Source organism: Pseudomonas sp. TH15 (genome assembly GCF_016651105.1).
GTDB lineage: Bacteria > Pseudomonadota > Gammaproteobacteria > Pseudomonadales > Pseudomonadaceae > Aquipseudomonas.
The window spans coordinates 1,222,230-1,247,589 of sequence record NZ_JAEKEL010000001.1; the positions used below are offsets into that span (position 1 = coordinate 1,222,230).

Genomic DNA, 25,360 nt, shown 5'->3' on the forward strand with positions numbered 1-25,360 from the left:
AGAGTTTGAAGATGCCTTTTATCTCGCGTTTCATCCTTCTGCTGGGAGTGCTGCTGGTCAGCGCCTGCGCCCAGCAAGCTCCGGCGTTCGCGCCGCCGTCCGAGCGTCCTGTTGCCGCTAACGAAACACCGTGGCCGAAAAACCACGTGCTGGGGATTGCCTACCACGACATTGAAGACCGCGACCCCGATCAAGCGGTGGTGGCCGTGCGTACCGAACGCATGATTGAACAACTGGCGTGGCTGCGGGAGAACGACTACAAACCGGTCACCATCGATCAGATCCTGGCGGCCCACAAGGGCGGTCCGGAGTTGCCGGCCAAGGCGATTCTGCTGAGCTTCGACGACGGCTATGCGAGCTTCTACACCCGCGTGCTGCCGGTGCTGCGTGCCTATAACTGGCATGCGTTGCTGGCCCCGGTCGGCGTATGGATCGATACACCGGCGAACCAGCAGGTGGATTTCGCCGGGCAAATGCGTCCGCGTTCGGACTTCCTGACCTGGGAGCAGGTGCGGGAAATCTCCAAGTCCGGGCTGGTGGAAATCGCCGCCCATACCGACGCCAGCCACAAGGGCATCCTCGCCAACCCTCAGGGCAACCTGCAACCCGCGGCAGCGACCCGGCGTTATGACGCCACCACCGGCCGCTACGAGACGGAAGAAGCCTTCCAGGCGCGCATGCGCACCGACGTCGTGACCATCTCGGAGAAAATCCGCAAGGCCGTCGGTTACAAGCCGCGAGTCTGGGTCTGGCCTTACGGCACGGCGGACGGCAGCACGTTGCAAATTATCAATGACCAGGGCTATCAAATGGCCCTGACCCTGGACGACGGCCTCGATGCCCTCGACGACCTGATGAGCAGCCCGCGCTTCCTGGTGGCTTCCGATCCGGACGGCGAGCACTTCGCCAACAGCATCGTCGCGGTGCAAGCCGATGCACCGATGCGCGTGGTGCATGTGGACCTGGATAACGTCTACGACCCGGACCCGGCCCAGCAGGAAATCAACCTCGGCAAACTGATCCAGCGCATGGCCGACATGGGCGCCAATACGGTGTTCCTGCAAGCTTTCGCCGATCCGCAAGGCGACGGCCTGGTGCACTCGCTGTACTTCCCTAACCGCCATCTGCCGGTGCGCGCCGATATTTTTGATCGCGTGGCCTGGCAGTTGCGCACCCGGGCCCACGTCAAAGTCTTCGCCTGGATGCCGGTGCTCAGTTATGCCCTGGATTCGAACCTGCCGCGCGTGACGCGCTGGGACCCGAAAACCGGCACCACCTCGGTCGACCCGGACCAGTACAAACGCCTGTCGCCCTTCGACCCGAACGTGCGGCGCATCATTGGTGAAATCTACGAAGACGTCGCTCGCCTGACCTCGGTCGACGGCATCCTCTACCACGACGATGCGGTGCTCTCGGACTTCGAAGACGCCGGCCCCGAAGCGCTCAAGGTGTATGCCGCCAACGGCCTGCCGGGCTCGATTGCCGCGTTGCGGGACGATCCAGCGGCGCTGCAACGCTGGACGCGGTTCAAGAGCCGCTACCTGATCGACTTCACCAAAGAACTCACCGCCAAGGTTCGCGCCATTCGCGGCCCGCAGGTACTGACCGCGCGTAATATCTTTGCCGAGCCGATGCTCAATCCCCAGAGCGAAGCCTGGTTCGCGCAGAACCTCGACGACTTCCTCGGCACCTACGACTGGACGGCGCCGATGGCGATGCCACTCATGGAAAAACAAAGCCTGGCGCAATCCGGGCCATGGCTCGAAGCGTTGGTAGCCACGGTCAAGTCTCGCCCCGGCGCGCTGCAGCGCACGGTGTTCGAATTGCAGGCCAAGGACTGGACGAAGAAAACCGATTCCGACATCGATGGCGCGCAGCTGAGCGACTGGATGGGCCGCCTCAAGCGGCAGGGCGCCACCAGCTTCGGCTACTACCCGGATAACTTCCTCGAGAACCAGCCGGACGTGAAAACCGTGCGACCTGCGCTCTCCAACAAGTGGAATCCATAACATGCTGGATAGAATGCTGGCCCTGCTGGTTCTGGCGATCGTCCTCGGGATACCCCTTGGGCTGATCTTCCTGCTCACCGGGCAATTCCTGATGGACTTCGTGTTCTTCTATCCACTGTTCATGTCCGGCTTGTGGATCGCCGGCGGCCTGTATTTCTGGCTGCACTGGGAGCGGCACTGGCCGTGGAAGGACGACACCTTGCCGCCACCGCTGGCCGGTGAGCCGATGATTTCGATCCTGATCCCTTGCTACAACGAAGGTGAAAACGCCGCCGACACCATCCACGCGGCGCTGGCCCAGCATTATCCGAATATCGAAGTGATCGCGATCAACGACGGCTCCAAGGACAACACCGCCGCCGTACTCGACGCACTGGCCGCGCAAGACCCACGATTGCGGGTGCTGCACCTGGCGGAAAACCAGGGCAAAGCCGTGGCCCTGCGCATGGGTGCCATCGCCGCACGCAGTGAGTATCTGGTGTGCATCGACGGTGACGCGTTGCTGGCGCCGAATACCGCAGCCTACCTGGTGGCGCCGATGCTCGATAACGCGCGCCTCGGCGCGGTGACCGGCAACCCGCGAATCCGCACTCGTTCGACGCTGGTTGGTCGGGTTCAGGTCGGTGAGTTCTCGTCGATCATTGGCTTGATCAAGCGCACACAGCGGGTCTTCGGACGGATCTTTACTGTCTCCGGGGTGATCGTCGCCTTCCGTCGCACGGCCCTGAACCGGGTCGGCTACTGGAGCCCGGACATGATCACCGAAGACATCGACATCAGCTGGAAACTGCAACTGGACCACTGGAGCATCTTCTACGAGCCCCGTGCCCTGTGCTGGATCCTCATGCCGGAAACCCTCAACGGCCTGTGGAAGCAGCGTTTGCGCTGGGCCCAGGGCGGCGCCGAAGTGTTGTTCAAAAACATTCGTGGCATCTGGCAGTACCGCCATCGTTACCTGTGGCCGCTGCTGTTCGAATATTGCCTGTCCACCGGTTGGGCGTTCACCTTCCTGCTGTCGGTGATCTTCTGGGCAATGGGCAAATTTGTCGAAATGCCCGATCCCATCGCTGTGCATCACTTATTACCGCCGGCCTTTACCGGGTTGCTGCTGGCGCTGGTCTGCCTGTTGCAGTTCGCGATCAGCATTCTGATTGACCGGCGCTATGAGAAGGGCCTTTGGAAAACCATGTTCTGGGTCGTCTGGTATCCATTGGTGTTCTGGCTCATCAGCTTGCTCACCACCCTGGTCAGCTTTCCAAAAGTGCTGTTCGGCCAACATCAGAAACGCGCGCGTTGGGTCAGTCCGGACCGGGGCATCAAACCGCTGAATGACGATGAGGAAGAGGTCATCAAATGAAAATCATCAGAACCCGGCAGCGTCCTTTTCTGATCGTGATCGACGTGATCCTTACCGTGTTGGCGTGGGTTGGCCTGCTGTTTTTGCTAATACGTGGGTTATGGCCACTGATCGAAACGCACGCGGGCGGGCCGCGCATCGATAACTCGGCATTCGAAGCGCTGGGGACCTTGCAGATTTATCTGTGGGTGGCGTTGTTCAACGCAGTGGTCCTGATTTCCTGGGCGCGTTATCAGCACCGCAAAAGCAAAAGCTTCGCCCAGCGTCGGCTGCCGGCACCGGTTGTGGACGATCACGGCTTGAGCAAAAGCTTCAAGTTGACCGGTGATCGTCTGGAAAAACTGCGCACCCCGGGCTCGATGACCATTCACAACAATCAGGATGGCGATATCAGTCGTGTAGTGACGCACTTCTGGCCGGTGGAACAACAAGAGTTGCCACCACCGCTCGCGCCGCTGGAGAACCCGCGAGTGATCTTTCTGCACGCCGAAGACGATGACAACCGCGACCCTCTGCCTCGTTGACCGGTTGATCGCTCCCAAGCTCCACGTGGGAGCGATCAATCAAAAGATCGCAGCCTGCGGCAGCTCCTACAAGTGGATCATCAGTGACCAGGCTTCTTCCATCGGCAATGGTTGTTTCATGCGTTCGGCCAGCATGGCCATGGCGCGTTCTTTTTCGCAGGCGACTGCCGCGACCAGCACACCATTTCTGCCGAACAGCCCAATAAACGGCGGGTGCTCGGGATCGCCGAGAAACTCGACCTCATCCCAATGTTCGGCGTGACCGAGATAGTCGTAGTTCTTGCCAAAATGCCAGGTCCAGAAAAACGCTACGTCGAGGTAGTGCTCTTCGCCTCCGAGCATGTTCGCGGCAGCGATTCGCGCATGTTGCTGGGCCAGGCGCCAGTGCTCGATGCGCTGAGGCTGGCCGTTGAGCGTGAAGGTGGCAATGTCGCCAATCGCCCACAGGCTGTCGCTGACGCGCATGCCGTCATCGACCCGCAGCGATTGGTCTTTCTCCCGTGGCAGTGAAGCAAACGCTTCTGTGGCCGGGTGCACGCCGACCCCGCCAGCACCAGATCCGCAGAAATCCGTAAGCCGTTGTCCAGCAGCACCGCCTCGACCTTGCCGTCGCCAATGATCTCGGTGGCCGCATGCTCGCTGATGAATTTCACGCCGTTTTGTTCGTGCAGTGCACGCAGGGCTTTGCCCACGGCCTCGCCGAACTGGGCGACGAAAGGCACGGCGTGGCGTGCGAGCACGGTGACGTCGAGGCCGTGCTGGCGCAGCGCCGAGGCGCATTCAAGGGCGATGAAGCTGTCGCCGATGATCACCGCGCGTTGCTCCGGTGTCGCCGCGCTCATGATCTGCTCGGCCTGGGCTTTTGAGCGCAGGACAAATACCTGAGGCAAGTCGGCACCGGGCAACTCCAGCGGATTGGGCTCGGCCCCTGTGGCGAGCACCGCCGCGTCATAAAGCAGGGTTTCACCGTTAGTGAAATGAAGGGTTCGGTTGGCGGCGTCGAGTGAGCTGATTTCGCCTTGAACGCGCTCGATACGCTGCTCTTTATAAAAACTTTCATCGCGCAGCGGCGGGGTTTCCTGCACCGGCATTTCTCCGGCGAGGACAAATTTGCTCAGCACGGTGCGGTCATACCCGGCGTCAGGCTCTCGGTCGATCATCTTGATGCGACCGCTAAAACCCTTCTCCCGCAGAGCTGCCGCGCACGCCGTGCCCGCTGCTCCTGCGCCGACAATCACGAAGGTGCGTGAATCGTCGGCAGGCGGCGTATGCGCGTCCGGCAGTGGTTGGTCATCGACCCAAACCTCTTCGCCGCGCAGTTCCAGTGGATAACGCTTGAGGCTGTCGAGGGCCGGCGGTTCGCACAAGGCGCCGTCTTCAGCGCGAAACGCAGCCTTGTGCCACGGGCAGATCAGGCGTCCATGACACAACGCACCGTCAGCCAGGGGCGCGCCGGCATGTGGGCATTCGCCCTGAAAAGCGCGTAGCTCGCCGTTTGAGCGCAGCAACACAATCTTGCAGTCGCCGATTTCGACTTGCAGGCCACGGTCTTCAGGTACATCGGCGCTACGGGCGACAAGGTGCAGGGGCATGTTCGGCTTCCTCGCAGGTATTTCTCTTACGAGTTTGCACAACAGTGCGAGGTTCAGCCCAATTGCCACTGCCAACGGGCGAACGGTACGGCTATAGTCTGCCAGCCGACGACGGCCTAACCCGCACAAGGTGCTTTGGTAATGACCCGATTGACCTCTCTGAACCCTTGGCTGGCGGCCGTTGCAGTCGCCCTTTGCGTGCAAATGCCCGTGCAGGCCCAGGAACGTTTCACCCTCAACATCCCAGGCGTCACCGACGATCGACTGTTCACCTCGGCCGCTGCCAGCGACGCGTCTGGTTGTGGCGGTCACAACCAGTCCCCGGCCCTGAACTGGAACGCCGGCCCGGCAGGCACCCTCAGCTACGCCATCGTCATGCATGATCCTGATGGCCAGAAAGGCCAGGGCGTCGATCACTGGGTGCATTACGGCATCAAGCCGACCACCCACCAGATCCCGGCCGGTGTCGGCACAAAGTCCACTTTTGAGGGCGTCGGCGGCACCAACACCAAAGGCGTCACGACCTATGTCGGCCCTTGCCCGCCGACCGGCGACAGCGCGCACCACTACGTCATCCAGATCTACGCACTGGACCTGGCGCCGGACGCCTTGCCTGCCGGCCTGACCCGCGTGCAATTGCTGGAAAAGATCAAAGATCACGTGCTGAAAAACAGCAGCGTGGTGCGGCGTTATCACCGCTGATTGCACTTTCCAACCCGCGTGTTCCGTCCGGGACACGCGTTAACGATTGGCATCGGCCGGTGAAACGAGCACTATCGAAGCGCTTTCCATTACGCTGAAGCCCATCCGCCGGTTCGTGATAACGGCTTCTCCCTCGCATCGCACGGATGTTGGTGTGCGCTACCCTGTCCAAACGGGTCAACCCTGAACGCTGGAATGGGTCACCGGGACTGCTGAAGCAACCCTGTGTCTGGCGATCAACGCTTTTCCAGGCAGAACGCCGTGCCGATCATCACCGGGCACATTGTGTGACTATCGAAAACGCCCACTGCTGATTACGCTTTTTGACCGACTGGCATCTGTCTGTACGATGTCCGAGCGTTGGCATGGATGGCCGAGTGCAAGTGTTTGCTCCGTGGTCTTGACCTCAAGGAGCAGGCGCAGTACCTAACGCACCAGGATTTAAAGCGATTGAGCATGAACCCAAGTAAAGATTCGACATTCGCCTATCAGGCCGTTTACAGCTATCTCGTCGAACTGATCGAAGCCGCCAGCCCCGAGGGAGAGCAGAAACTGCCGTCACTGCGGCAATTGGCGCAGCGTTTGAACGTGTCGGTGTCGACGACCAAGTACGCCTATTCACTCCTGGAAGACCAGGGGCGCATCTACGCCCGGCCCAAGCTCGGTTACTACACCAAAGCGATGCATTCGGCATTGGTCAGCGAAGGATCGCCGAACCTGCTCGACAGTGTTTTCGCCAGTGCCCGGCAACCCGGCATGCTCGCGCTCAGCAGCGATGCGCCAGCCATGTTGCTGTCGCTGGAGAACCCCTTGCTGATGACCGAGCGCGAGCTGACGCGCCAGTACCCGCGCTCTCATGCGCCGCTCTATCAACCGTTTGGCGAAATCGAGTTGCGCAGCGTTCTGGCTGATCGCTACACCCGTTCGACGCGTTGCTACTGGCGTGCCGAGCACGTGTATATCGGTTCCGACCTGCGCAGCGTGCTCGAGTTATCCCTCGAAGCCTTACAGTTGACCGGCACCGTGGCACTGGTGGAATCGCCGTGCTCGTGGGCGATTTTGCGCCAACTGCACGCAGCGAAGATCCGTGTGATCGAAGTGCCGCTGGGTGACGATGGCCGCTTCGACTTGCCGCAGCTCCAGCTGTTGTTGCAGCGCGAGCCCATCAGCCTCGCCGTGTTGTCGTCGACTGTGAGTATTCCCCACGGCAGCCTGATGCCGGCCGAGGACAAGAAGCTGATCTGTCGCTGGTTGGCCGAACGGCGCGTCTGGCTGTTTGAAAATGACAGCTACGGCGATTTCTGTTTCGAGCCGGACGCCACGCGTTATCGGGACTTTGCCGACCCGGAGCGGCTGGTGGTGTTTTCGACGTTCGACAAGATCATCGGCTCGGAAGCCCCGTACGGCTATGTATTGAGTCGGTTTCAGGGGCCTGAACTGCATCGTCTGTTTCTCGAGCGGGCCTTTCGTTTGTCGCCAATTCGGCAAAAGGCGATTGCCCGGTTGTTCACCACGCGGCGGATCGATCAGCACACGCAGATGTTGCGCAGTCTGTTGATCGGTCGCATGCAACGCATGCAAGACATGCTGCACGAACACACCGAAGGCCAGTTGCGTATTGTCGCGCCGCTGGGCGGCGCTGCATTCTGGGTCGAAGCCACGCGGCCGGTGAACATGCGCCGAGTGTTCGAGCGCCTGTTGGCCAAACGCATCGTCATCGCTCCCGGCGAAATATTCAGCCAGCAAGGGGCCTGGCAGCATCACCTGCGCCTGAGCTACACCATCGACTGGAGCAAGGATATTATCCACGCGTTGAAGATGCTGACTCAGGCGATCCAGGATGAGAGCTGAGGCCCCGGCGTTCAATTGACGCCGTAGCAGTGCTTGGGCTCGGGGAAGGTGCCATCGCGGACTTCTTTGGCGAACGCTTCGCAAGCCTGGCTGATCAGTGCGCCGACGTCCGCATAGGGTTTGACGAAGCGCGGCACATAGTCGCCGCCCAGTCCCAGCACATCCTCGGTCACCAACACTTGCCCGTCGCAGGCTGGCGAGGCGCCGATGCCAATGGTCGGCATCGGCGAGAAATCGCTGATGCGCCGGGCCAACGGTTCGGCCACACCTTCCAGCAACAAGCTGAACGCGCCGGCCGCGAGGTGCGCGCGAGCATCTTCCTCGATGGCCGCAGCGGTCGCATCATTCAAACCTTGAGTCTTGAAACCTCCCATGACGTTGACGTATTGCGGCATCAGGCCGATGTGCGCCATCACCGGAATGCCGCGCTGCACCAGGAACTCCACGGTGCTGGCCAAGGCCTTGCCGCCTTCGAGCTTGAGCGCATCGCAGCCTGTGCGGGCCAGCACTTCGGCGCAATTGCGGTAGGCCTGTTGCGGCGATTCCTGATAACTGCCGAACGGCATGTCGGCAATCACGCAGGCCTGCCGGGTGCTGGCCACCACCGCGCGGGTATGGCCGATGATTTCTTCCAGGCTCATGTCCAGGGTCGAGGTACGACCGTAGCCGACCATGGCGGTGGAATCGCCGATCAGCACGAAGTCGACAAACGGGTCCATCAACTCGGCCATCGAGCGGGTGTAGGCGGTCAGCGAGACGATTTTCTGTTGGCCTTTCATCGCTACCAGTTGGGGAACGGTCAGGCGTTTGGTTCGGGTATGCAGGCTCATGGCTCTCTTCCTTGTTGCGCCCCGTGGTCGGGGCTGTATGTGGTTACAACCAATCCCTTTCCCATCCACGCCAGGCGTCGTAGTCGGCGTCGATGCGTTCGAGTTGCGGGTGCAGCAGAAACACCGCCCCCGGGGAACTGTTGAGGTCGACGGTGGGGGCAATCCTTGCCCCTTCACCGAAGCGGAATCTGACGTTATGAAAACTCGGCAAGGCTTCCAGGCGCTGGCGCGCCGTGCTTTGCGCGAACACGCCTGGGCGGTGGGCGATCAGGTTCAAACCACGGGCGTGCTGCAACAGTCGATAGCGTTTTGGCCATTGCGCCAGTTGTTGCGGTTGCACGTAGCTGAGGCAGGTCAGGGCCACCTGATCATTGCCGGTCGCGGCTTGCAGGGCTGGCGGGCAGGCCAGGCCGGAGAGGCGCGCGCCGGTTTCCAGCAGGCGCGGGCCGTTGGCGGTCAGGATCAGTTCGGTATGCGCCGGGCCGTGCACGATGCCCAATGCATCGAGCACGCCTTCGACATAGTCGAGTATCGCCGGCAGCTCGCGGGCCTCGGCCGGCAGCAGGTCTTCGCGGTCGTAGATTTTGCGGCCGTCGGCGGCGAACGTCTTGGTGCATTTCCAGACGTCGGTGATCCAGTGTTCGCCGCCATGGCTGACGCTGTTGATCACGTATTCGTCGCCGCTCAGGTATTCCTGCAACAGCACGGACTGGTTGTTGAGCATCATCAGGTTGGTGGCGCCGAGGATCGACTCGATGGCGGCCTGCAACTGTTGCGCGTCATGGCAAATGAACACGTTGTCGGAACCGGCACTGTCGAGTGGCTTGGCGACAACACTGGCGCCGCCCCGAGCCTTGAACCACGCCAGCGCGCGGGGCAGTGAACTGGTGCGCAACTGCGCAGCTACCGGCAGCCCGGCCTCGCCCACGCGTTCAGCCATCAGTGATTTGTCGCGACGGGCGGCGGAGGTGGCCGGATCATTGCCCGGCAGGCCGAGGCGGGCGGCAAGCAGATCGGCCAGTTCGACACCGAATTCGCTGCCGGTCAGCACCGCCGCCGGTTGTTGTGCGGCGAGTCTGGCGACCAACGCCTCAAGGCCTTCGTCGGCGACGCTGTAGTCCTCGGCAAACAGCTCCTGAGGGCAGCTCGCGGCGAACGCGCCGGGCATCTGCGCGCGGGAGCGCACATGTAGCAGGCGGCGCTGCCCGGCCAGTGAACGGGCCAGCAGCGAGCCGGTGGAGTACGCGTCGACCAGAATCAACGGTGCGAGGCTGGAATCAATGCAAGGGTTGGTCATAACGATTCACCGTGTAATGCAACATCTGAAACAGTTCGGAGGAACTGACACCGGGGCCGTTCAGCGACCAGCCGCTGGCGCGCGGCAACGCCAGGCCACCGATGTTGCCCCAGCGCAGCGCGCCGTTGTCATCGATACGGGTGGTGGCGCGGCCGGGGTTATCCGGGTGCAGGCAGTAAGGAATGTCGAGCAAGCCGCGGGCGAAGGCCTGGATCAATGCCAGGCCGATGTCGGCATGCAGATTGAGCACGCTTTCCACCAGTCGTCGGGCTTCGAACAGGGTTTCCTCGTAGTAGCCGGCGCTGCTCGCATCGATCGTCGGTAGGTCACCGGCCGCCACGTCGGCGGCCATACGCAGGGCATCGAGGTTGTCGTCGACGGAAGGAATCTGCCGCGATTCGGCGACGGTCTTGACGATCAGCCGCTCGCAACCGGCAGCGCGGGTCAGGCGCGCGCTGTCGCAAATCAAGCGCCGCGCGCCATGGTTTGTCGTCGGGAATACGCCCATGTAGGAATACACCACGACATGCCAGTGAGCGCCGTGCAGATACTCGGCGGCCAGCTCGCGCAGTGCCCGTAACGCGCCGAAATCCTGCTCCATCGAAGTGCCCTGGGCGTAGCTGAGCGAGACTCCGCGAACCCCGTGCTGGCGGAAAAACAACGCTTCGAGCAGCGTCATGGCGATCAGCAGCGAGGGCGGACACAGCTGCCCCAACAGGCAGCCTCCAAAACTTTCGATGTGCGCATGCTCGGTCGCACCCGCAAGGAGCTGACAGCTTTCGGCCCAGGCGCTGACCGCCTCGGCCAGCGGCAAGCGACTGTACGGCATGCAATACGACACCGGCCCGCCTTCGGTAGCATCAAGCCCCAATGCGGCCAGGCGTTGGAACACGTTTTGCGGTTTGGCGGTGCCGTGCCGGATCTGGATCGGAAATTCGGCGCCGTAAAGCCCGGCGAGCATGCTGCGCACCGCCTCTATCGGGTGGCTGATGATCGGGAAACCGTTCATCGGCGCCGAACTGTTGAGGCACTGCAAAGCACTCTGGTAATCGCCGACTCGCGTGTAGCTGTCGAGGGTGATCGTGCCGATGGCCGCGCAGGGCAGGGCGGCGACACTGGCCAGTCCGGCGCGCATCTGATTGAGCGCGCCGAAGCCCATGCGCGGTTGCACCACCAGTTCGTCGCGGGCGCGGGCACGCTCGATGAATTGTTGAAAATGGCCGCCGCTGAACGCTGTCATGCCTCAGCGTCCCGAAACCAGTTCGACTACGGTTTCGCCGGTGGCCGGGTCGTAGCGGCTGATCCGGCCTTTGTGCGGATCGCCGGCACGAACCCGGGCGATCAGCGTCGCGTCGCTGTCAAAATCGATCCGTTGATGCGCGTACAGGCTGCGCAATGCCGGCAACGGCAATCCACTGACCTGACTCAGCCATTGGCTGAGGGTCGGCTCGTTGTGCTCGCCGGCGAGGATCCGGTGCAGGTCGTCGAGGTTGACCAGATGCTGCGCGTGGCAGAGCCCGAGAAAGCTGGAGAGCTCGCGGCCACGGTCAACGAACGGGGCAAACTGCATGCAGACCAATTGCGCTTCATCAAGGCCAAACGCCTGCTCGGCGAAGCGCGCGGCGAGGGTGCGGCGTGCTTGCATGCCCTGTTCGTCGGCATACGCGGCCATGGCCAGATCGATCAGGCGCTGGGGCATTTCCTTTTGCGCATCAGCGCCTGCGCCAGTTCGAGGTATTCGGTTATGCCCTGGTTGTAACTGCGGCCCTGCACGTACTCGGCTTTGAGGCCACGAAAGTGCGCCATCAACATCGGGTTGGCACAGTCCGATTCGGTGAAACTGAACGCCAGTTCTTCGAAGCGGAAATCGAGAAACTCAGTAATCAGTTCCCAGTGATCCTCGACCTTGTAGCTGACCAGATCGTAAATGCTGACGAACGCCGGATCGGCATGTTCATCACCGCAGGCGACGCGACGCTCCTCGCGCTGTTGATCGAAACCTTCGCCGAACAGCTCGACGAAATAGCTCTGGGCCACGCCATCCAGCGCTTGCAGAAGTCCGCGAAAACCCTGGCGGCGGCACTCGTCGACATTCAGGCCCAGACGCTGCGCCAGGCGCATGATCCAGGTGAAATAGTGTTTCTGTTCCTTGCGCGAATCGCCGGTAACCACCGCATTGACGCCGCCCTGCCACCACGCCGCCCGCCCGTAGAAATCAGCCACGGCCAGGTTGCAGCTGTTGCAGAAAGTCGGCCGCCCGTCGCCGGCGGTGCGATGGCCATTCATTAACACGTCGAAACGGTTCATCGCCTGCACGTCGTCAGGGAACGGCAGATGACGCTCAAACGGCCGGATCTGCTGGTGATCGACCACCAGCATTTCCACCCGAGGGTCGTCGAACAGGTGCAAGGCGCGGTAGACCCGATCGATGTTTGCCATCACCGCATCCGGGACACCGGCGTGGCGCATGTTGGCGATGCGCAACTGGAAGGTGCGGCCGTGCAGCACCGACAGATGCAACTGCGTAGCGCGCAGCATCGCCACGGTATACGAGCTGTCCTTGCCACCGCCGTAAGCAACCATCAGTTTGTAATCAGGCAGCCCGTCGAGACCGCCGGCGGCATCGATCAAGCGGTCGCCGATGGTCGCGACGGCGCGACGTTCGTCGGCGCGCAGATAGTGATTCAGCTCACCCAGCAACGGTTCGTCGTTCCAGGCTTGGGAGGAGGTGGCGTTCATAGCGGTACCGCCTGAAATTGGAACGTCTGGGTGGCGTGATGAATATTGCTTTCAGTGGCGCTCTCGCTGCCGCCAACAAAAATGAAACGTCCGCTGTGCAACGCGTCATAGCTGCCCCCGGCTTCGAGGATTTGTCCGGGTTCGGGCAGCAACTCGCGCCACAGGTTGGGCACTGTTCCGCGCAGCGTTTGCGCGTGCACGACGCGGCACGGCAACTGGGCGGGTTTGGGAATGACCAGCCAGCCGCCACTTGGATCGTCGTCGTTGGCCGGCAGCGGCACCTGATCGCCGGCGAGGCGACGCAGCCAGTGCTCGTAAAGATTGACCCCGAAGACCTTGTTGATCAGGTGCGGGACTTCACTGCCACCGACCCGCGCACCGACTTCGAGAAACACCAGTGACTCGTCCGCCTCAACGAAGATCTCCAGATGGAACGCGGTGCAGCGCAAATTCAGTGCGCGCATGATCTGTTGGCTGAACGCTTCGATCCGCGTGCGCAGCGGCGACGCCTGGACAATCACCGAGCCCAACGGCTGCGCCTTGGTAAAATCCAGGCAACTGTTGATGTAGCGCGATACCACTTGAAACGGCACGCTGCCATCGACGTCGGCGAAGCCATCGATGTGATAAGTCTGGCCGTGCATGAAGGCTTCGATCTCGTAACGCGAGAGGTCGATGGTGTTGAGCAGGTCGTGCAGCGCAGATTCGTTTTCGACCTTCTCCACGCCCATGCTCGCGGCACCGTCCACCGGTTTGACGATCACCGGGAAACCGATCTCGCGGGCAAAGTGCAATGCCTGCTCAACCGAGTGGCAGCGCGCAAATGCCGGCACCGGCAAGCCCTGGGCCTGAAGGATTTCCTTCATGCGGGCCTTGTCGCGGTATACCGCCACTTCGTTCGGCCCATCCCCGGGAATGTTCAGGGTCTGGCGCACGCGAGCGGCGATTTCCAGGGTGAACTCGGACAGCGCGATCAACTGATCGACCGGGCCGACGCGGTCGATGACTTCCTGTACCGCGCCCAGCAATTGTTCATATTGATTGACGTCGTCGACCTGCACTTGATGAGCAATCTGCTGCGCCGGGGCGAGCACGCCTTGGGCGCCGAGGCCATCGACCACGTAGCTGATGCGGTGCTGTTGATGATCGAAGAAGTCTTCGTAGCGAGTCAGTTCGTTGTCCCAGCGGCGCTCATCACGAAAGCGCGGCCAGCGGTTGACGATAACGATATGCATCGTGGTGATCCTTGATTGAGCGAAGTCAGCCGTGGTGGGGATCAACCCCAGGACGGCACGCTAATGGCGGGTGCGGGTTCAGCGTCGGCGGGTGCGTGCAACGTGCCGAGGTAGCCACTGAAGGAGTCGATCGCGTCGGGGCCGACGAATACCTGGTTGTAGCCGGCCTCGATCAACGGTTGGCGAACCACCAGGGTTTCCTCCTCGGAAGTGGTCAGCTTGCCGCCGATCACGCAGGGCAAATGCGGGTGCTTCCGGCGCACCTGGCGAATCAGCTCCAGGCCTTGCGAGTAGCCGTGGCCGTTGACGCTGCTGACCACCAGCAGGTGCGTGCGGCGCTGCTCGAGTGCCGTGAGCACGGCGTCGATCGGCGTGCAGCTGCCAAGGTTTTTCACGTTCAAACCATGCTCGGCGAGCCACAGTTGCAAATACACCAGGTTCCACATGTGCGAGTCGGACTCGACCGTGGCGAGCAGGCAGTGCGGCAGGGCTTTCATTGGGATGCCTCCATGGCGAGCGACGGACCACCCAAGGCCAGTTGGAAACGCCGGGTGGTCAAGATGAACAGCAGAGTGCCGGGGACGGTCAGCACCAGTGCCAGCACCAGAATCAGCACCTGTGCGCCGTAAACGTGGCCGACGCTGGCGGTCAACAGGCCGCCCAGCGGATAGGACAGCAGGTTGACCAGATAAAACGGCCCCATGACTTTGCCCAGGTGGGCTCTCTCGATCGCTTTGATCCGCTGCGTACGGTTGAACACGTTGAACAACGCACAACCGGCCATGGCCAGCAGAAAGCTCAGCGCATACAGCAACACGCCGTTGGCCACGCCCATGCAAATCAAGCCCAGGCACAGCAAGGCGAAGCCCAGCGCACCCAGTCGATAAATCGACATGCGCGCCAACAGCCGCGGCACCAGAATGAAGTTCAGCAGGCCCAAGGCGCCGGCCCCGGCGTTCATCAGACCGAACACACCGTCGGCGGCGCTGAATACCCCACTGATGACAAACGCGTTGGCGCTCAGCACCGCAGCGAATGCCAGGTTGATGGTGAAGTTGAGGCCGGCCAGGGTCAGCACTGGCGGGTTGCCGAGCAACAGGCGCCAGCCGAGGGCCAGATCCTTGAACACGCTGCTCGGACCGCTGGCAGGTGTTCGTGCTGTTGGCAGGCCTCTCCAGAACAGCGCTGCGGCAACCAGCGCCACGGCTGCCAGGCCCAGCAACCAGCGTTTGTCGGTGTACATCGCCAGGCCGGCGGCGAGTGCCGGGCCGAGCGCCATGGCCAGCAGCTCCATGTTCTGCACCAGCGACTGACAGTGCGCGAGACGTTCGGGACCGGCGATCAGCGGCACGCTTTTTTCAACCGCCATGCGCACCGGCGCCATCAACACCGAGAGCACGATACCGTTGCCGATCAATGCCCAGATCATCCACTGCGGCTGATACCAGCAGATCCACAGAGTGATGCCCAGACTCAAGCCGCGCGCGGTGTTGGCTGCGCGAAACAGCAGGCGACCGCCGAAGCGGTCGGCGAGCAGGCCGGCGAACGGATAGGCGATCAGTGCCGGCAACCATTCAAGGGCAAACGCGACGCCGGAATAGCGCACGTTGCCGGTCAGTTGGTAAATCATCAGTGGCACGGCAAACAGCACGGTCTGTTCTGCCAGCAACGCGCACAACAGCCCGGCACCGAACCAGCGAATTGCACTGCTGCGAGCATCGACGCTGGCCTCAGGCATGATCGCGATCCCAGACCATTTCCAGTTCGCGCAAATAGGGCAGCACGTACTTGCAGAAACGGCGCATTTCGTCGCGGGTTGGCCAGCCGGAGAAAATGAACTCGCTGACGCCGACTTTCTTGTACTCGAACAAGTATTCGGCGACTTCCTGGTAGCTCCCGACCACACATAACGCAGGGCCGCCGCGATACGCCACCGCGCCCGACCAGAGCATCGGCGACAGCCAGTCGTGCTGCGCTTTCTCCGCCAGGCGGAACGAGGTTTTCACCGCTTCCGAATCGCAACGGCCGACAAATTCACGGACCCATTCACGGTGCTGTTCGTCAGGGTTTTCCATCATGCTTTCGACGGCCGCCAGCGCTTCTTCGCGGGTTTCGCGAGCGAGCACGTGCATGCGGATACCCACCGAGCGACCCGACTCCAGAACAGTGCGGCTGGCCTCGGCAATGCCTTCAGGCGTATCGCCGTAACGCAGCCAGCAATCGCTGTGCTTGATGGCGATCTGTTGAGCAATGTCGGAGGCGCCGCTGAGGTAAATACGCGGACGCTCAGCGTCCTTGAACGGCAGGCCCAACTGAGCTTTTTCGATGCGGTAGTGGGCGCCGTGATAGGTCAGCGGTGATTCGCCGTTCCAGAATCGATGCAGGATGTCGAGGAATTCGCCGGTGCGCTCATAGCGTCCGTCGTGGGCAACGAAGTCGCCGTAATAGGCTTGCTCATCCGGCGAAATACCGGCCACAAGATTGAGTGAAATGCGCTTGTCGGACATCCACGAAACGGTGTTGACGATCTGCGTGAACAAGGTAGGCGGCACCAGGCCGGGACGGTAGGCCAGAATGAATTTGACCCGCTCGGTCTCGCGGACCAGCGCGCCAATCATCGGCAATGGATCGGGCATGTGATAGCTGATGCCCATCAACAGCGAGTCGATGCCCAGCTCATCGGCTTCCTGGGCAAAGTCGACGATACCGGCAAAATCGAGGGCGCCGGTGTTGTACTTTTCCGAGGCCTTTTGCTGACCGCTGTCTAGCGGTGAGCACCAGTGAATGCGCAGTGGTGCAGACATTGTGTTTCTCCATGGCACAGCCTGCCGCCGCCGGAGCGGGAGCAGGCGTGGTGAATCAGTCCGGATCAGAACAGGAAGCTGGTACCGACGGTGCGGTCGAACAGCGCCACGTCGCGGATGCGCCGCTTGCCGCAAATGAATTTGAGCAGGCGCTCGATGCCCAGGCCGCCACCGGCGCTTGGGTGCAACAAGCCACGGCGAGCGACTTCCAGGTAGTTGGCGAACGGCTCAAGGTCCATCGACAGCTCGTTCATGCGGTAGACGATCTGCTCGTATTCGAACTCGCGCTCGGCACCCGAAAGGGCTTCGCCGTAGCCATCGGGATAGATCAGGTCATAGTTGTTGTAGGCACCGCGTTTGCCCGGGGTTTCGCGATCGTAAAACTCGCGGCGGTAGTTGGTGACGAAGAACGGCGTATGCGCTTTCGCCGACATGATTTTCTCGAAGTCATCGCCATGCTCGGCGCGCAGTTCGTCGGAGCTGTAGATCGGGAACGCCGTGGCGAAGTGCGGCAGTTGGCGGCCAAGCTGTGCGAGCTCGGCGGCGCAGTGTTGGCTGACTTCGCTGAACACATGCTTGATCAGGCCTTCGATCAGGGCCATGACCTGGTGCATGTCGCCATCGCGGATCTCGAAATCGAACTGCGAAAACTCCAGCAGGTGGTTCTCGGAATCCTTGATCTCGGCCTTTTCCAGACGAATGTTCGGCGCAACGATAAAGATTTTTTCGTGGCCCTTGGCGGTCAGTGCCAACTGCTTGTGGAAGATCATGCTGGCCGTCAGTTTCAGACGGCGTTCTTCGTACTGGATTTCGGCCGGATACACCGCGTGGTTCAACGGATCGGTGATCGGCGACATCAGGATCGGCATCAACTGTTTGAAGTCGCGCTCGAGCAGATATTGCTGCAAGGCTTGAAGGACGCGTCCCCGGATGATGGCAATGGATTCTATGTCTGGATTAGCAAAATCGACGAAGTTACGGGTAATTTCTTCCATGATTGGCCAAATATTCAGGGAGTTAGGGAGGCCCTGATTATTGTTTAATCGAACGAAAACTCAATGTACAGATTTCCACTAAAAAGCAGCACAGAGCTCGGGTTTGGTTGTCCGACGACGCTTTTGCATGGACGATATCGCGCTGCTGAAATTGATCAGGTGGCGCACGAGTGGGCAGGTTCATGGCGAACTTCGCTGGCCGGCGTCGCTCTCTCATTCGTCTATTCAGAGTTGGCCCATGACTGCCCTTAACGGCTCGCGACCCCATCAGTTTTCCAGGTCTGACTACAAGACCCTGGGCCTTGCCGCCCTTGGCGGTGCCCTGGAAATCTATGACTTCATCATCTTCGTGTTTTTTGCGCTGACCCTCAGCCAACTGTTCTTTCCGCCAGAGATGCCGGAATGGCTGAGACTGCTGCAAAGCTTCGGGATTTTCGTCACTGGCTACCTGGCGCGACCGCTGGGCGGGATCCTGATGGCGCACTTTGCCGATCAGTTGGGACGCAAGCGGGTGTTCAGCCTGAGCATTCTGATGATGGCGTTGCCTTGCCTGCTGATCGGCATCATGCCGACCTACGAACACATCGGTTATTTCGCTCCCTTGTTATTGCTGGTCCTGCGGGTGCTGCAAGGCGCGGCGGTGGGTGGTGAAGTGCCGAGCGCCTGGGTGTTCGTCGCCGAGCACGCGCCGGAGGGGCATCGTGGCTACGCCTTGGGGTTTCTCCAGGCCGGACTGACCTTCGGTTATTTGCTCGGCGCGCTGACCGCGACACTGCTGGCGCAACTGTTTACTCCCGCGGAAATTCTCGATTACGCCTGGCGCTTGCCGTTTTTGCTCGGTGGGTTGTTCGGCGTGATCGGCGTCTGGCTGCGTCGCTGGCTGAGCGAGACGCCCGTGTTCGTGGCGTTGCAGGCACGCCGTGAGGCGGATGCCGAGTTGCCGTTGCGCACCGTGTTGCGCGAGCACCGGCACCGCTTGTGGCCGGCCTTCATTTTGACCTGCGTGCTGACGTCGGCGGTGGTGGTGCTGGTGGTGATCACCCCGACCGTCATGCAAAAGAGCTTTGGCATGACCCCCAGCCACACGTTTGGTCTGAGCAGTCTGGGCATCGTCTTTCTCAATATTGGCTGCGTGATCGCCGGGTTGATCGTCGACCGCATCGGCGCCTGGCGCACGGTCAAGCTTTACAGCGTATTGCTGCCGGTCGGTATTGCCGTGCTTTATGGCTGCCTGATCAGCGGTGGCAGTTGGCTGGGGCTGGCGTATGCGCTGGCGGGTTTGAGCTGCGGCGTGGTCGGCGCCGTGCCGTCGGTGATGGTCAGCCTGTTTCCGGCGCATATCCGTGTGTCGGGCATTTCCTTTACCTACAACATTGCCTACGCGCTGTGGGCGAGCACCACACCGTTATTGCTGATCGCACTGATGCCATGGAGCCCTTGGGTGTGCATGGTGTACTGCGTGGTGATGGGCGCGGTGGGTGTCGGTTGCGCCACGTATTTTGGCGGGCGCGAGCCCGTTCATAACGCACCGTCGCTGGTGCCGGAGCGTTGAGGCAGTCGTTGCAGGATGGGCTCCCTGGGTCTGGCACGGATGGCTATTGGATGATGGATTTACATGATTTACCGGCGACGCAATTGCTGGCCTTGTTCGCCAGTCGCGAGTTGTCCCCGCTGGAGTATTACGATCACCTGCTGGCCCACATCGAACGTTGGGAGCCGAGCATCGGTGCACTTTACGCGTTCAATCCGCAGCGTGTCCGCGAGCAGGCGCGTGCGTCGAGCGAACGTTGGAGCAAAGGCGCGCCGCGCGGCTGGCTCGACGGCGTGCCCGTGACGCTCAAGGAACTGATCGCCACCCAAGGCGATTGCATTCCTCAGGGGTCTCGCGCCAGCACCTTGGTGGCCGCGACCGAAGACGCACCGCCGGCTGCGCGCATGCGTGAAAGCGGAGCGATCATCCTCGGCAAAACCACGGTGCCGGACTTCGGCATGCTGTCGTCGGGACTGTCGAGTTTCCATGGCATCACCCGCAACCCTTGGGACGTTTCCTGTAATCCGGGAGGTTCGAGTTCCGGCGCAGCCGCTGCGGCGGCGGCCGGTTATGGCCCGCTGCATGTCGGTACCGACATCGGTGGATCGGTGCGGCTGCCGGCGGGCTGGTGTGGCCTGGTGGGGTTCAAGCCAACCCTGGGGCGGATCCCCATTGATCCGTATTACACCGGTCGCTGTGCCGGGCCGATGACGCGCACGGTCGATGACTGCGCATTGATGATGGGATATCTGGCGCAACCGGATGCTCGCGACGCTACCAGCCTTGCGGCGCAGTTGCTGGATTGGGACCTGCAAACGCCGTCGATGCAAGGTTTGAAAATTGGCCTGATGCTCGATCCCGGTTGCGGCTTCCAGCCCGACAGCGAAGTGTGTGACGCCGTGCGTCAGGCTGCACGGTTATTCGAAGCCAATGGTGCACAAGTGGAATTGATCGGGCCGGTGATGGATCGGCGCTTGCTCGATGGTCTCGATGACTTCTGGCGTGCCCGCCAGTTGTCGCAGTTGCAAGCCCTGAGCCCGGAGCAACGCGGCAAGGTTCTGCCCTACATCGAAGAGTGGGCCGCGACGGCAGCGCAGATGAACGCGGTGCAAGCCGTCGAAGGTTTCAACCAGACGTTCGAAATTCGTCGGCGCTGCGCCACGGTGTTCAACGATCTGGACCTGGTGTTGTCGCCGACCAATCAGGTCAGCAGCTTCCCGGCCGAGTGGCCTTCGCCGGGCAACGACCCGCGCCAGCCTTTCGAACACATAGTGTTCACCGTGCCGTGGAACATGGGCGAGCAACCCGCCCTGTCGATCAACTGCGGGTTTACCACGCAGGGCATGCCGATCGGCCTGCAAATGATTGCCCCACGGTTCGCCGATCAGTGGTTGTTGAAGTGCGCCAAGGCTTACGAAAACTGGCGCGGTCCGATCAAACACTGGCCGTCCGCGCCGCCTCGCTGATACCCGATGGTTGTGGTGTACCGCTCATGCGCCCGGCGCCTGCGCGGTGCGCCTTATTTTTACAGGCACGTTCCGATGAAATCACATGCACCTCGCGCAATGATCGCGATGCTGGCTGTCGTCCAGCCCGGCTGGGCCGCCGAACCGGTAGCGCCGCAGGATCAAGCCACCGGGCTGCTGGATGGCAGCCACCTGAACCTTAATTTGCGTCACTACTATTCCAATCAGCACACCCAGCGCAGCACGCACCTGGTGATCAAAAAGGATGGCGTCGCAGAGCCAACCCGCGAGCGCGTCACGTGGGTGCAGACCGCCATGCTCAACTACAGCTCCGGCTACACCGAGGGCTTGATCGGCGTGGGTGTCGATGCGGCGTTGTTCAGCGCTGTCACGCTTGAGCGTGGCCATGGCGCGGTCGCCAACGGTGGTGACCGTGTGCTTGTCGACAGCGATGGCGACGCCCTGCCGACCTGGAGTCGTCTGGGGGTGGGTGACTTGAAGCTGCGCGTATCGAGCAGCGAACTCAAGGCCGGCCGGATGCTCACGGAAAACCCGATCCTGCGTTACAAAGACAACCGTGCCTTGCCGTCGACTTTTCAGGGCGTTGCGATCAACAGCAACGAGCTCGACTGGCTGGCGCTGCAAGCGGGCAGTTTCGAGCGCGCCATCCCGCGTACCGGCAGCGGCAGCGAGCGCCTCACTACAACCTTCGGCAATCGCGCCTACAGCGGTTCGCGCATCAGCTACCTGGGAGGCACCGCCACCGCGCCGGCCGGGCTGACACTCAGCGCCTACGGCTCGCGTTTCGAAGACATGTGGCAACAATATTATCTGGGCGCGACCCACGTGGTCGGCAATCGCGCGGATCTGGCCCTGAAAACCAGTTTCAACTACTACCGTACCCGCGATCAGGGCGAACAGCGTTTGGGCTACATCGACAACGACGCCTACAGTCTGGCAATGACGGCCGCCCACGGCGCCCATGGCCTGACCGCGGCGTGGCAGCAGGTGTTCGGCGACGAATACTTTGACTATGTGTGGGAGTCCACCGGCAACTACATGGCCAACTCACTGTACTCGGACTACAACGGCCCGAACGAAAAGTCCTGGCAGTTGCGCTACGACCTTGATCTGGCCACTTATGGTGTCCCGGGCCTGACCGCCAGCCTCTGGCACGCCAAGGGTTGGGGCATCGACGGCACGCATTACAGCGGTGATCGCAACGGCCACAACACCGGCTACAACGTGCGTGGGCTCGACGGTGCCAAGCACAACGAAAACGGCTTGATGGTTGCCTATGTCGTGCAGTCCGGCAGGCTGAAAAACACCGTGTTGCGCAGCATTGTCTACAACCACCGGGCAAGTGGCGGACAGATCGACGGCAGCTACGACGAGTTCCGCCTGGTGGCGAACGTGCCGTTCAATCTGTTTTGATTTATCCCCGGTAAATTTTTTCAACGGGATTAACCCGAATCGGAAGGGCTGGCCGTCTCAGTGGATGAATGCTCAATTTCATCCCGAGGTCAGCCCCATGTCTCTTCCTCTGCCTTTCTTGCGCCCTGTTGCGGTCGGTGTTTTGCTGGCCCTCGGTGGCTGTGGTGTGCCCGCCCCTCCGGAATCCGCCGCGGTGCCGCCACCGGCGCAACCTGAGGTGCTGGTTCAACACGAAGCGCTAATGGCGGGAGGGGCGATGGCCAAGCGCATGGCGCATCTGGCGCCGATGGCCAGTTTCGTGGCAATGCCGAGTGCCGACAGTTATCCACAGGGCTATCGCGACGAGCCGCGCGAGCAGTATCAAAAACTTGCCGACAGCCCGATCCACAGTGTCGCCGAGACGCCGGTTTCAACCTTCAGCGCCGACGTCGACAGCGGTGCTTACGCTAACGTCCGTCGCTTGCTCAATCAGGGGCGTTTGCCGCCCGAAGGCGCCGTGCGGCTGGAGGAAATGGTCAATTACTTCCCCTACGATTACGCCTTGCCCACTGATGGCTCGCCGTTTGGCGTGACCACTGAACTGGCGCCGTCGCCGTGGAACCCGCACACCCGATTGCTGCGCATCGGCATCAAGGCCTCGGACCGTGCGGTGGCCGAGCTGGCCCCGGCGAACCTGGTGTTTCTGGTAGATGTTTCGGGCTCGATGGATCGCCGTGAGGGTTTACCGCTGGTCAAAAGCACCCTGAAATTGCTGGTCGATCAACTGCGCGAACAGGATCGGGTTTCGCTGGTGGTCTATGCCGGCGAAACACGTGTGGTGCTGGAGCCTACATCCGGACGGGAAAAAGCGAAAATTCGTACAGCCATCGACCAATTAACTGCGGGTGGCTCAACCGCTGGAGCGTCGGGCATCGAGCTCGCCTATCAAATGGCGCAACAGGCCTTCATCCCCAAAGGCATCAACCGCATCCTGCTGGCCACCGACGGTGACTTTAACGTCGGCGTCAGCGACTTCGACAGCCTCAAGCAAATGGCTGTGGATAAACGCAAGACGGGCGTTTCCCTGACCACCCTGGGTTTTGGTGTGGATAACTACAATGAACACCTGATGGAACAACTGGCCGACGCTGGCGACGGCAACTACGCCTACATCGACAATCTGCGTGAAGCGCGCAAAGTGTTGGTGGATCAACTCGGCTCGACCCTCGACGTGGTGGCGAAGAACGTGAAGCTGCAAGTGGAGTTCAACCCGGCGCAGGTCAGCGAATATCGGCTGTTGGGGTATGAAAATCGCGCGTTGAACCGTGAAGATTTCAATAACGACAAGGTCGATGCCGGCGAAATCGGTGCAGGGCATACAGTGACGGCGTTGTACGAAATTGTGCCGAAGGGCGAGAAGGGTTGGCTGGAACCGCTGCGCTATGGCGATGCTGCATCAGGCGTTTCCGGGAAGTCTGGGGAAATGGCGATGCTGCGTGTGCGATATCAACTGCCTGAAGGTGGGAACAGTCGCTTGATCGAGCATCCTATTGTTAATAGCGCGGCGCCAGCCAGTGAAGACCTGCGATTTGCGGCGGCCGTTGCAGCGTTTTCTCAGCAACTGAAGGACGGACGCTACACCGGCGATTTCAGCCTGAAAGACACCGAAGCCCTGGCCCGAGGCGCTCGGGGCGATGACCGCTTTGGTCTGCGCGCGGAGTTCGTGCAATTGGTCGAGTTGGCCCAGAGCCTGCGTACTTCCACGGCATCGAATCAGGTGTCCAATGCCAACCGGATCGAGTGAAAGGGATCATCGCTGATATGACTGCTCCTGAAATGAGCACCGATGCCAGCAGCGACGAATCGCTGCTGGCGCGCTATCGCTCGGGCGACGGGCCGGCGTTCGAGATCTTGTACGCCCGCCATCGCCAGGGACTTTATCGATTCCTCCTCGGCCTCAGCGGCAAAGCCGAACTCGCCGAAGAGGTCTACCAGGACACCTGGCTGAGCCTGATCCGCAGCACCAGTCAGCCACAAGGCCGGGCGAATTTTCGTACCTGGCTTTACCAGATTGCCCGCAACCGACTGATCGACCACTGGCGCAAACATGGCATCCACAACCCTTTGCACGACAGCTACGACGAACAGGCCCACGCCGTGATCGACAACGCCGCCGACCCCGAGCAACTGCTGAGCCTGAGCCGCGACACCCAGCGCCTCGAAACCGCCCTGCAAGCCTTGCCCGCCGAACAACGCGAAGTGTTCCTGCTGCGCGCCCACGGCGATCTTGACCTGGCACAAATCGCCAGCCTCACCGAAACACCGCTGGAAACCGTCAAAAGCCGCTTACGCTACGCCCAGCAAAAACTGCGTCGGCTGCTGGCCGAGGAGGTACTGACATGACTGACGCCCGCAAGACACCCGAAGATCCGCTGATCAACCATGTCCGCGAACAGCATGACGGCGAGCCGCCCGCGCACCTCGATGCATTCATTTTGAATGCCGCACGCCGAGAAACCCCGGCCGTGTCACCGACGCTGGGGCAACGCTGGCTTCAGGCCTGCCGTAAACCACGCTGGCAAGTGGCATTCGCCAGTCTGGTCGGCGTCGCCTTGATGCTGTCGCTGGTGCAACGCGTGCCCGAACCGCAGCGCCAGTACGACTACGCCCCGGCCCCAAGTCTCGCCGTGCCGATGGCCGAGGAGGGCGGTGCACAACTGCACCGCTTGTCCGCCCCGGCCAGTGCCATGCCGGCTCCGGCGCCGATGATGGAAATGGCCAAACCGATGCAAAGCGAAGCGCTCAGCGCTGACGAAACCAAGTTCAGCAAACGTGCCGCAGCGCCAGCCAACGGCCTCGACGCGCAACTGCGCGAAGTCCTGCGCCTGCGCGAATCCGGCCAGTCGCAAGCGGCCGACAGCCTGTTCAACAACCTGCACAAACGCTACCCGAACGCCGATCTCGACACCCGACTCGAACAGTTGCAGGAAAAATGACCCCCTGAACCCTCAGCCA

At 61.5% G+C, this 25,360-nt stretch carries 19 protein-coding genes and 2 pseudogenes; 11 read left to right on the forward strand and 10 right to left on the reverse strand.

Translation table 11 applies throughout. The features are described from left to right. Positions 1 to 11 precede the first annotated feature (11 nt). From pgaB to pgaD, 3 genes are read left to right on the forward strand one after another with little or no spacing between them, the layout of a single operon-like run. Entirely contained in the window at positions 12 to 2,009 is a 1,998-nt protein-coding gene (gene pgaB / locus JFT87_RS05550; RefSeq protein WP_201199516.1) for a poly-beta-1,6-N-acetyl-D-glucosamine N-deacetylase PgaB, read from the forward strand. Position 2,010: 1 nt separating this feature from the next. After that, positions 2,011 to 3,366: a poly-beta-1,6-N-acetyl-D-glucosamine synthase gene (pgaC, locus tag JFT87_RS05555; RefSeq protein ID WP_201199518.1), complete on the forward strand. Its 1,356-nt coding sequence runs from the start codon at positions 2,011 to 2,013 to the stop codon at positions 3,364 to 3,366. Next, positions 3,363 to 3,890, forward strand: a complete 528-nt coding sequence (gene pgaD, locus JFT87_RS05560) for a poly-beta-1,6-N-acetyl-D-glucosamine biosynthesis protein PgaD (RefSeq protein WP_201199519.1) — start codon at positions 3,363 to 3,365, stop codon at positions 3,888 to 3,890. Before pgaC ends, pgaD begins: the two co-directional genes overlap by 4 nt. A 66-nt stretch (positions 3,891 to 3,956) precedes the next feature. On the opposite strand, the pseudogene JFT87_RS05565 reads toward pgaD, so the two are convergent. Next, positions 3,957 to 5,482, reverse strand: a pseudogene (locus JFT87_RS05565) (FAD-dependent oxidoreductase). A gap of 141 nt (positions 5,483 to 5,623) precedes the next feature. On the opposite strand from JFT87_RS05565, the gene JFT87_RS05570 reads away from it, so the two are divergent. After that, positions 5,624 to 6,184, forward strand: a complete 561-nt coding sequence (locus JFT87_RS05570; protein WP_201199520.1) for a YbhB/YbcL family Raf kinase inhibitor-like protein — start codon at positions 5,624 to 5,626, stop codon at positions 6,182 to 6,184. Positions 6,185 to 6,640: 456 nt separating this feature from the next. After that, positions 6,641 to 8,035 (forward strand): aminotransferase-like domain-containing protein, encoded by a 1,395-nt coding sequence (locus tag JFT87_RS05575; protein WP_201199521.1) that lies wholly within the window; start codon positions 6,641 to 6,643, stop codon positions 8,033 to 8,035. Between the two features lie 11 nt (positions 8,036 to 8,046). Here the strand turns inward: JFT87_RS05575 and panB are convergent, their stop codons facing one another. From panB to JFT87_RS05620, 9 genes and pseudogenes are all read right to left on the reverse strand, one after another. Continuing rightward, positions 8,047 to 8,865 carry a 3-methyl-2-oxobutanoate hydroxymethyltransferase gene (gene panB, locus JFT87_RS05580; protein ID WP_201199522.1) on the reverse strand — a complete coding sequence of 273 codons (819 nt, stop codon included), beginning with the start codon at positions 8,863 to 8,865 and terminating at the stop codon, positions 8,047 to 8,049. Positions 8,866 to 8,908: 43 nt separating this feature from the next. Beyond that, positions 8,909 to 10,162 carry an ATP-grasp domain-containing protein gene (locus tag JFT87_RS05585; protein WP_201199523.1) on the reverse strand — a complete coding sequence of 418 codons (1,254 nt, stop codon included), beginning with the start codon at positions 10,160 to 10,162 and terminating at the stop codon, positions 8,909 to 8,911. Then, the gene (locus tag JFT87_RS05590) at positions 10,143 to 11,402 is read right to left on the reverse strand and encodes a methylaspartate mutase (RefSeq protein ID WP_201199524.1); all 1,260 of its coding nucleotides are present in this window, start codon (positions 11,400 to 11,402) and stop codon (positions 10,143 to 10,145) included. The genes JFT87_RS05585 and JFT87_RS05590 overlap by 20 nt, the downstream gene beginning before the upstream one ends. 3 nt (positions 11,403 to 11,405) lie before the next feature. Then, positions 11,406 to 12,901, reverse strand: a pseudogene (locus JFT87_RS05595) (hypothetical protein). After that, positions 12,898 to 14,136: an ATP-grasp domain-containing protein gene (locus tag JFT87_RS05600; RefSeq protein ID WP_201199526.1), complete on the reverse strand. Its 1,239-nt coding sequence runs from the start codon at positions 14,134 to 14,136 to the stop codon at positions 12,898 to 12,900. Before JFT87_RS05600 ends, JFT87_RS05595 begins: the two are co-directional and overlap by 4 nt. Positions 14,137 to 14,177: 41 nt before the next feature. Then, complete coding sequence (locus JFT87_RS05605) at positions 14,178 to 14,633, reverse strand: cobalamin B12-binding domain-containing protein (protein ID WP_201199528.1); 456 nt, start codon at positions 14,631 to 14,633, stop codon at positions 14,178 to 14,180. Then, entirely contained in the window at positions 14,630 to 15,874 is a 1,245-nt protein-coding gene (locus JFT87_RS05610; RefSeq protein WP_201199530.1) for an MFS transporter, read from the reverse strand. Before JFT87_RS05610 ends, JFT87_RS05605 begins: the two co-directional genes overlap by 4 nt. Continuing rightward, entirely contained in the window at positions 15,867 to 16,940 is a 1,074-nt protein-coding gene (locus JFT87_RS05615) for an LLM class flavin-dependent oxidoreductase (RefSeq protein ID WP_201199532.1), read from the reverse strand. Before JFT87_RS05615 ends, JFT87_RS05610 begins: the two co-directional genes overlap by 8 nt. A gap of 65 nt (positions 16,941 to 17,005) precedes the next feature. Further along, complete coding sequence (locus JFT87_RS05620) at positions 17,006 to 17,935, reverse strand: asparagine synthetase A (RefSeq protein ID WP_201199534.1); 930 nt, start codon at positions 17,933 to 17,935, stop codon at positions 17,006 to 17,008. A gap of 238 nt (positions 17,936 to 18,173) precedes the next feature. On the opposite strand from JFT87_RS05620, the gene JFT87_RS05625 reads away from it, so the two are divergent. The 6 genes from JFT87_RS05625 to JFT87_RS05650 all read left to right on the forward strand — a co-directional run bounded on the left by JFT87_RS05625 (position 18,174) and on the right by JFT87_RS05650 (position 25,341). Further along, on the forward strand, positions 18,174 to 19,487 hold the full coding sequence (locus JFT87_RS05625; protein WP_201199536.1) for an MFS transporter: 1,314 nt from the start codon (positions 18,174 to 18,176) through the stop codon (positions 19,485 to 19,487). A gap of 50 nt (positions 19,488 to 19,537) precedes the next feature. Next, positions 19,538 to 20,932 (forward strand): amidase, encoded by a 1,395-nt coding sequence (locus JFT87_RS05630; RefSeq protein WP_201199538.1) that lies wholly within the window; start codon positions 19,538 to 19,540, stop codon positions 20,930 to 20,932. A 99-nt stretch (positions 20,933 to 21,031) separates the two neighbouring features. Then, the gene (locus JFT87_RS05635; RefSeq protein ID WP_446739724.1) at positions 21,032 to 22,366 is read left to right on the forward strand and encodes an OprD family outer membrane porin; all 1,335 of its coding nucleotides are present in this window, start codon (positions 21,032 to 21,034) and stop codon (positions 22,364 to 22,366) included. A gap of 97 nt (positions 22,367 to 22,463) precedes the next feature. Continuing rightward, complete coding sequence (locus tag JFT87_RS05640) at positions 22,464 to 24,149, forward strand: vWA domain-containing protein (protein WP_201199542.1); 1,686 nt, start codon at positions 22,464 to 22,466, stop codon at positions 24,147 to 24,149. A gap of 17 nt (positions 24,150 to 24,166) precedes the next feature. Then, the gene (locus JFT87_RS05645) at positions 24,167 to 24,748 is read left to right on the forward strand and encodes an RNA polymerase sigma factor (RefSeq protein WP_201199544.1); all 582 of its coding nucleotides are present in this window, start codon (positions 24,167 to 24,169) and stop codon (positions 24,746 to 24,748) included. Continuing rightward, positions 24,745 to 25,341, forward strand: a complete 597-nt coding sequence (locus JFT87_RS05650) for a hypothetical protein (RefSeq protein WP_201199546.1) — start codon at positions 24,745 to 24,747, stop codon at positions 25,339 to 25,341. The genes JFT87_RS05645 and JFT87_RS05650 overlap by 4 nt, the downstream gene beginning before the upstream one ends. The last annotated feature ends 19 nt before the right edge of the window (positions 25,342 to 25,360 follow it).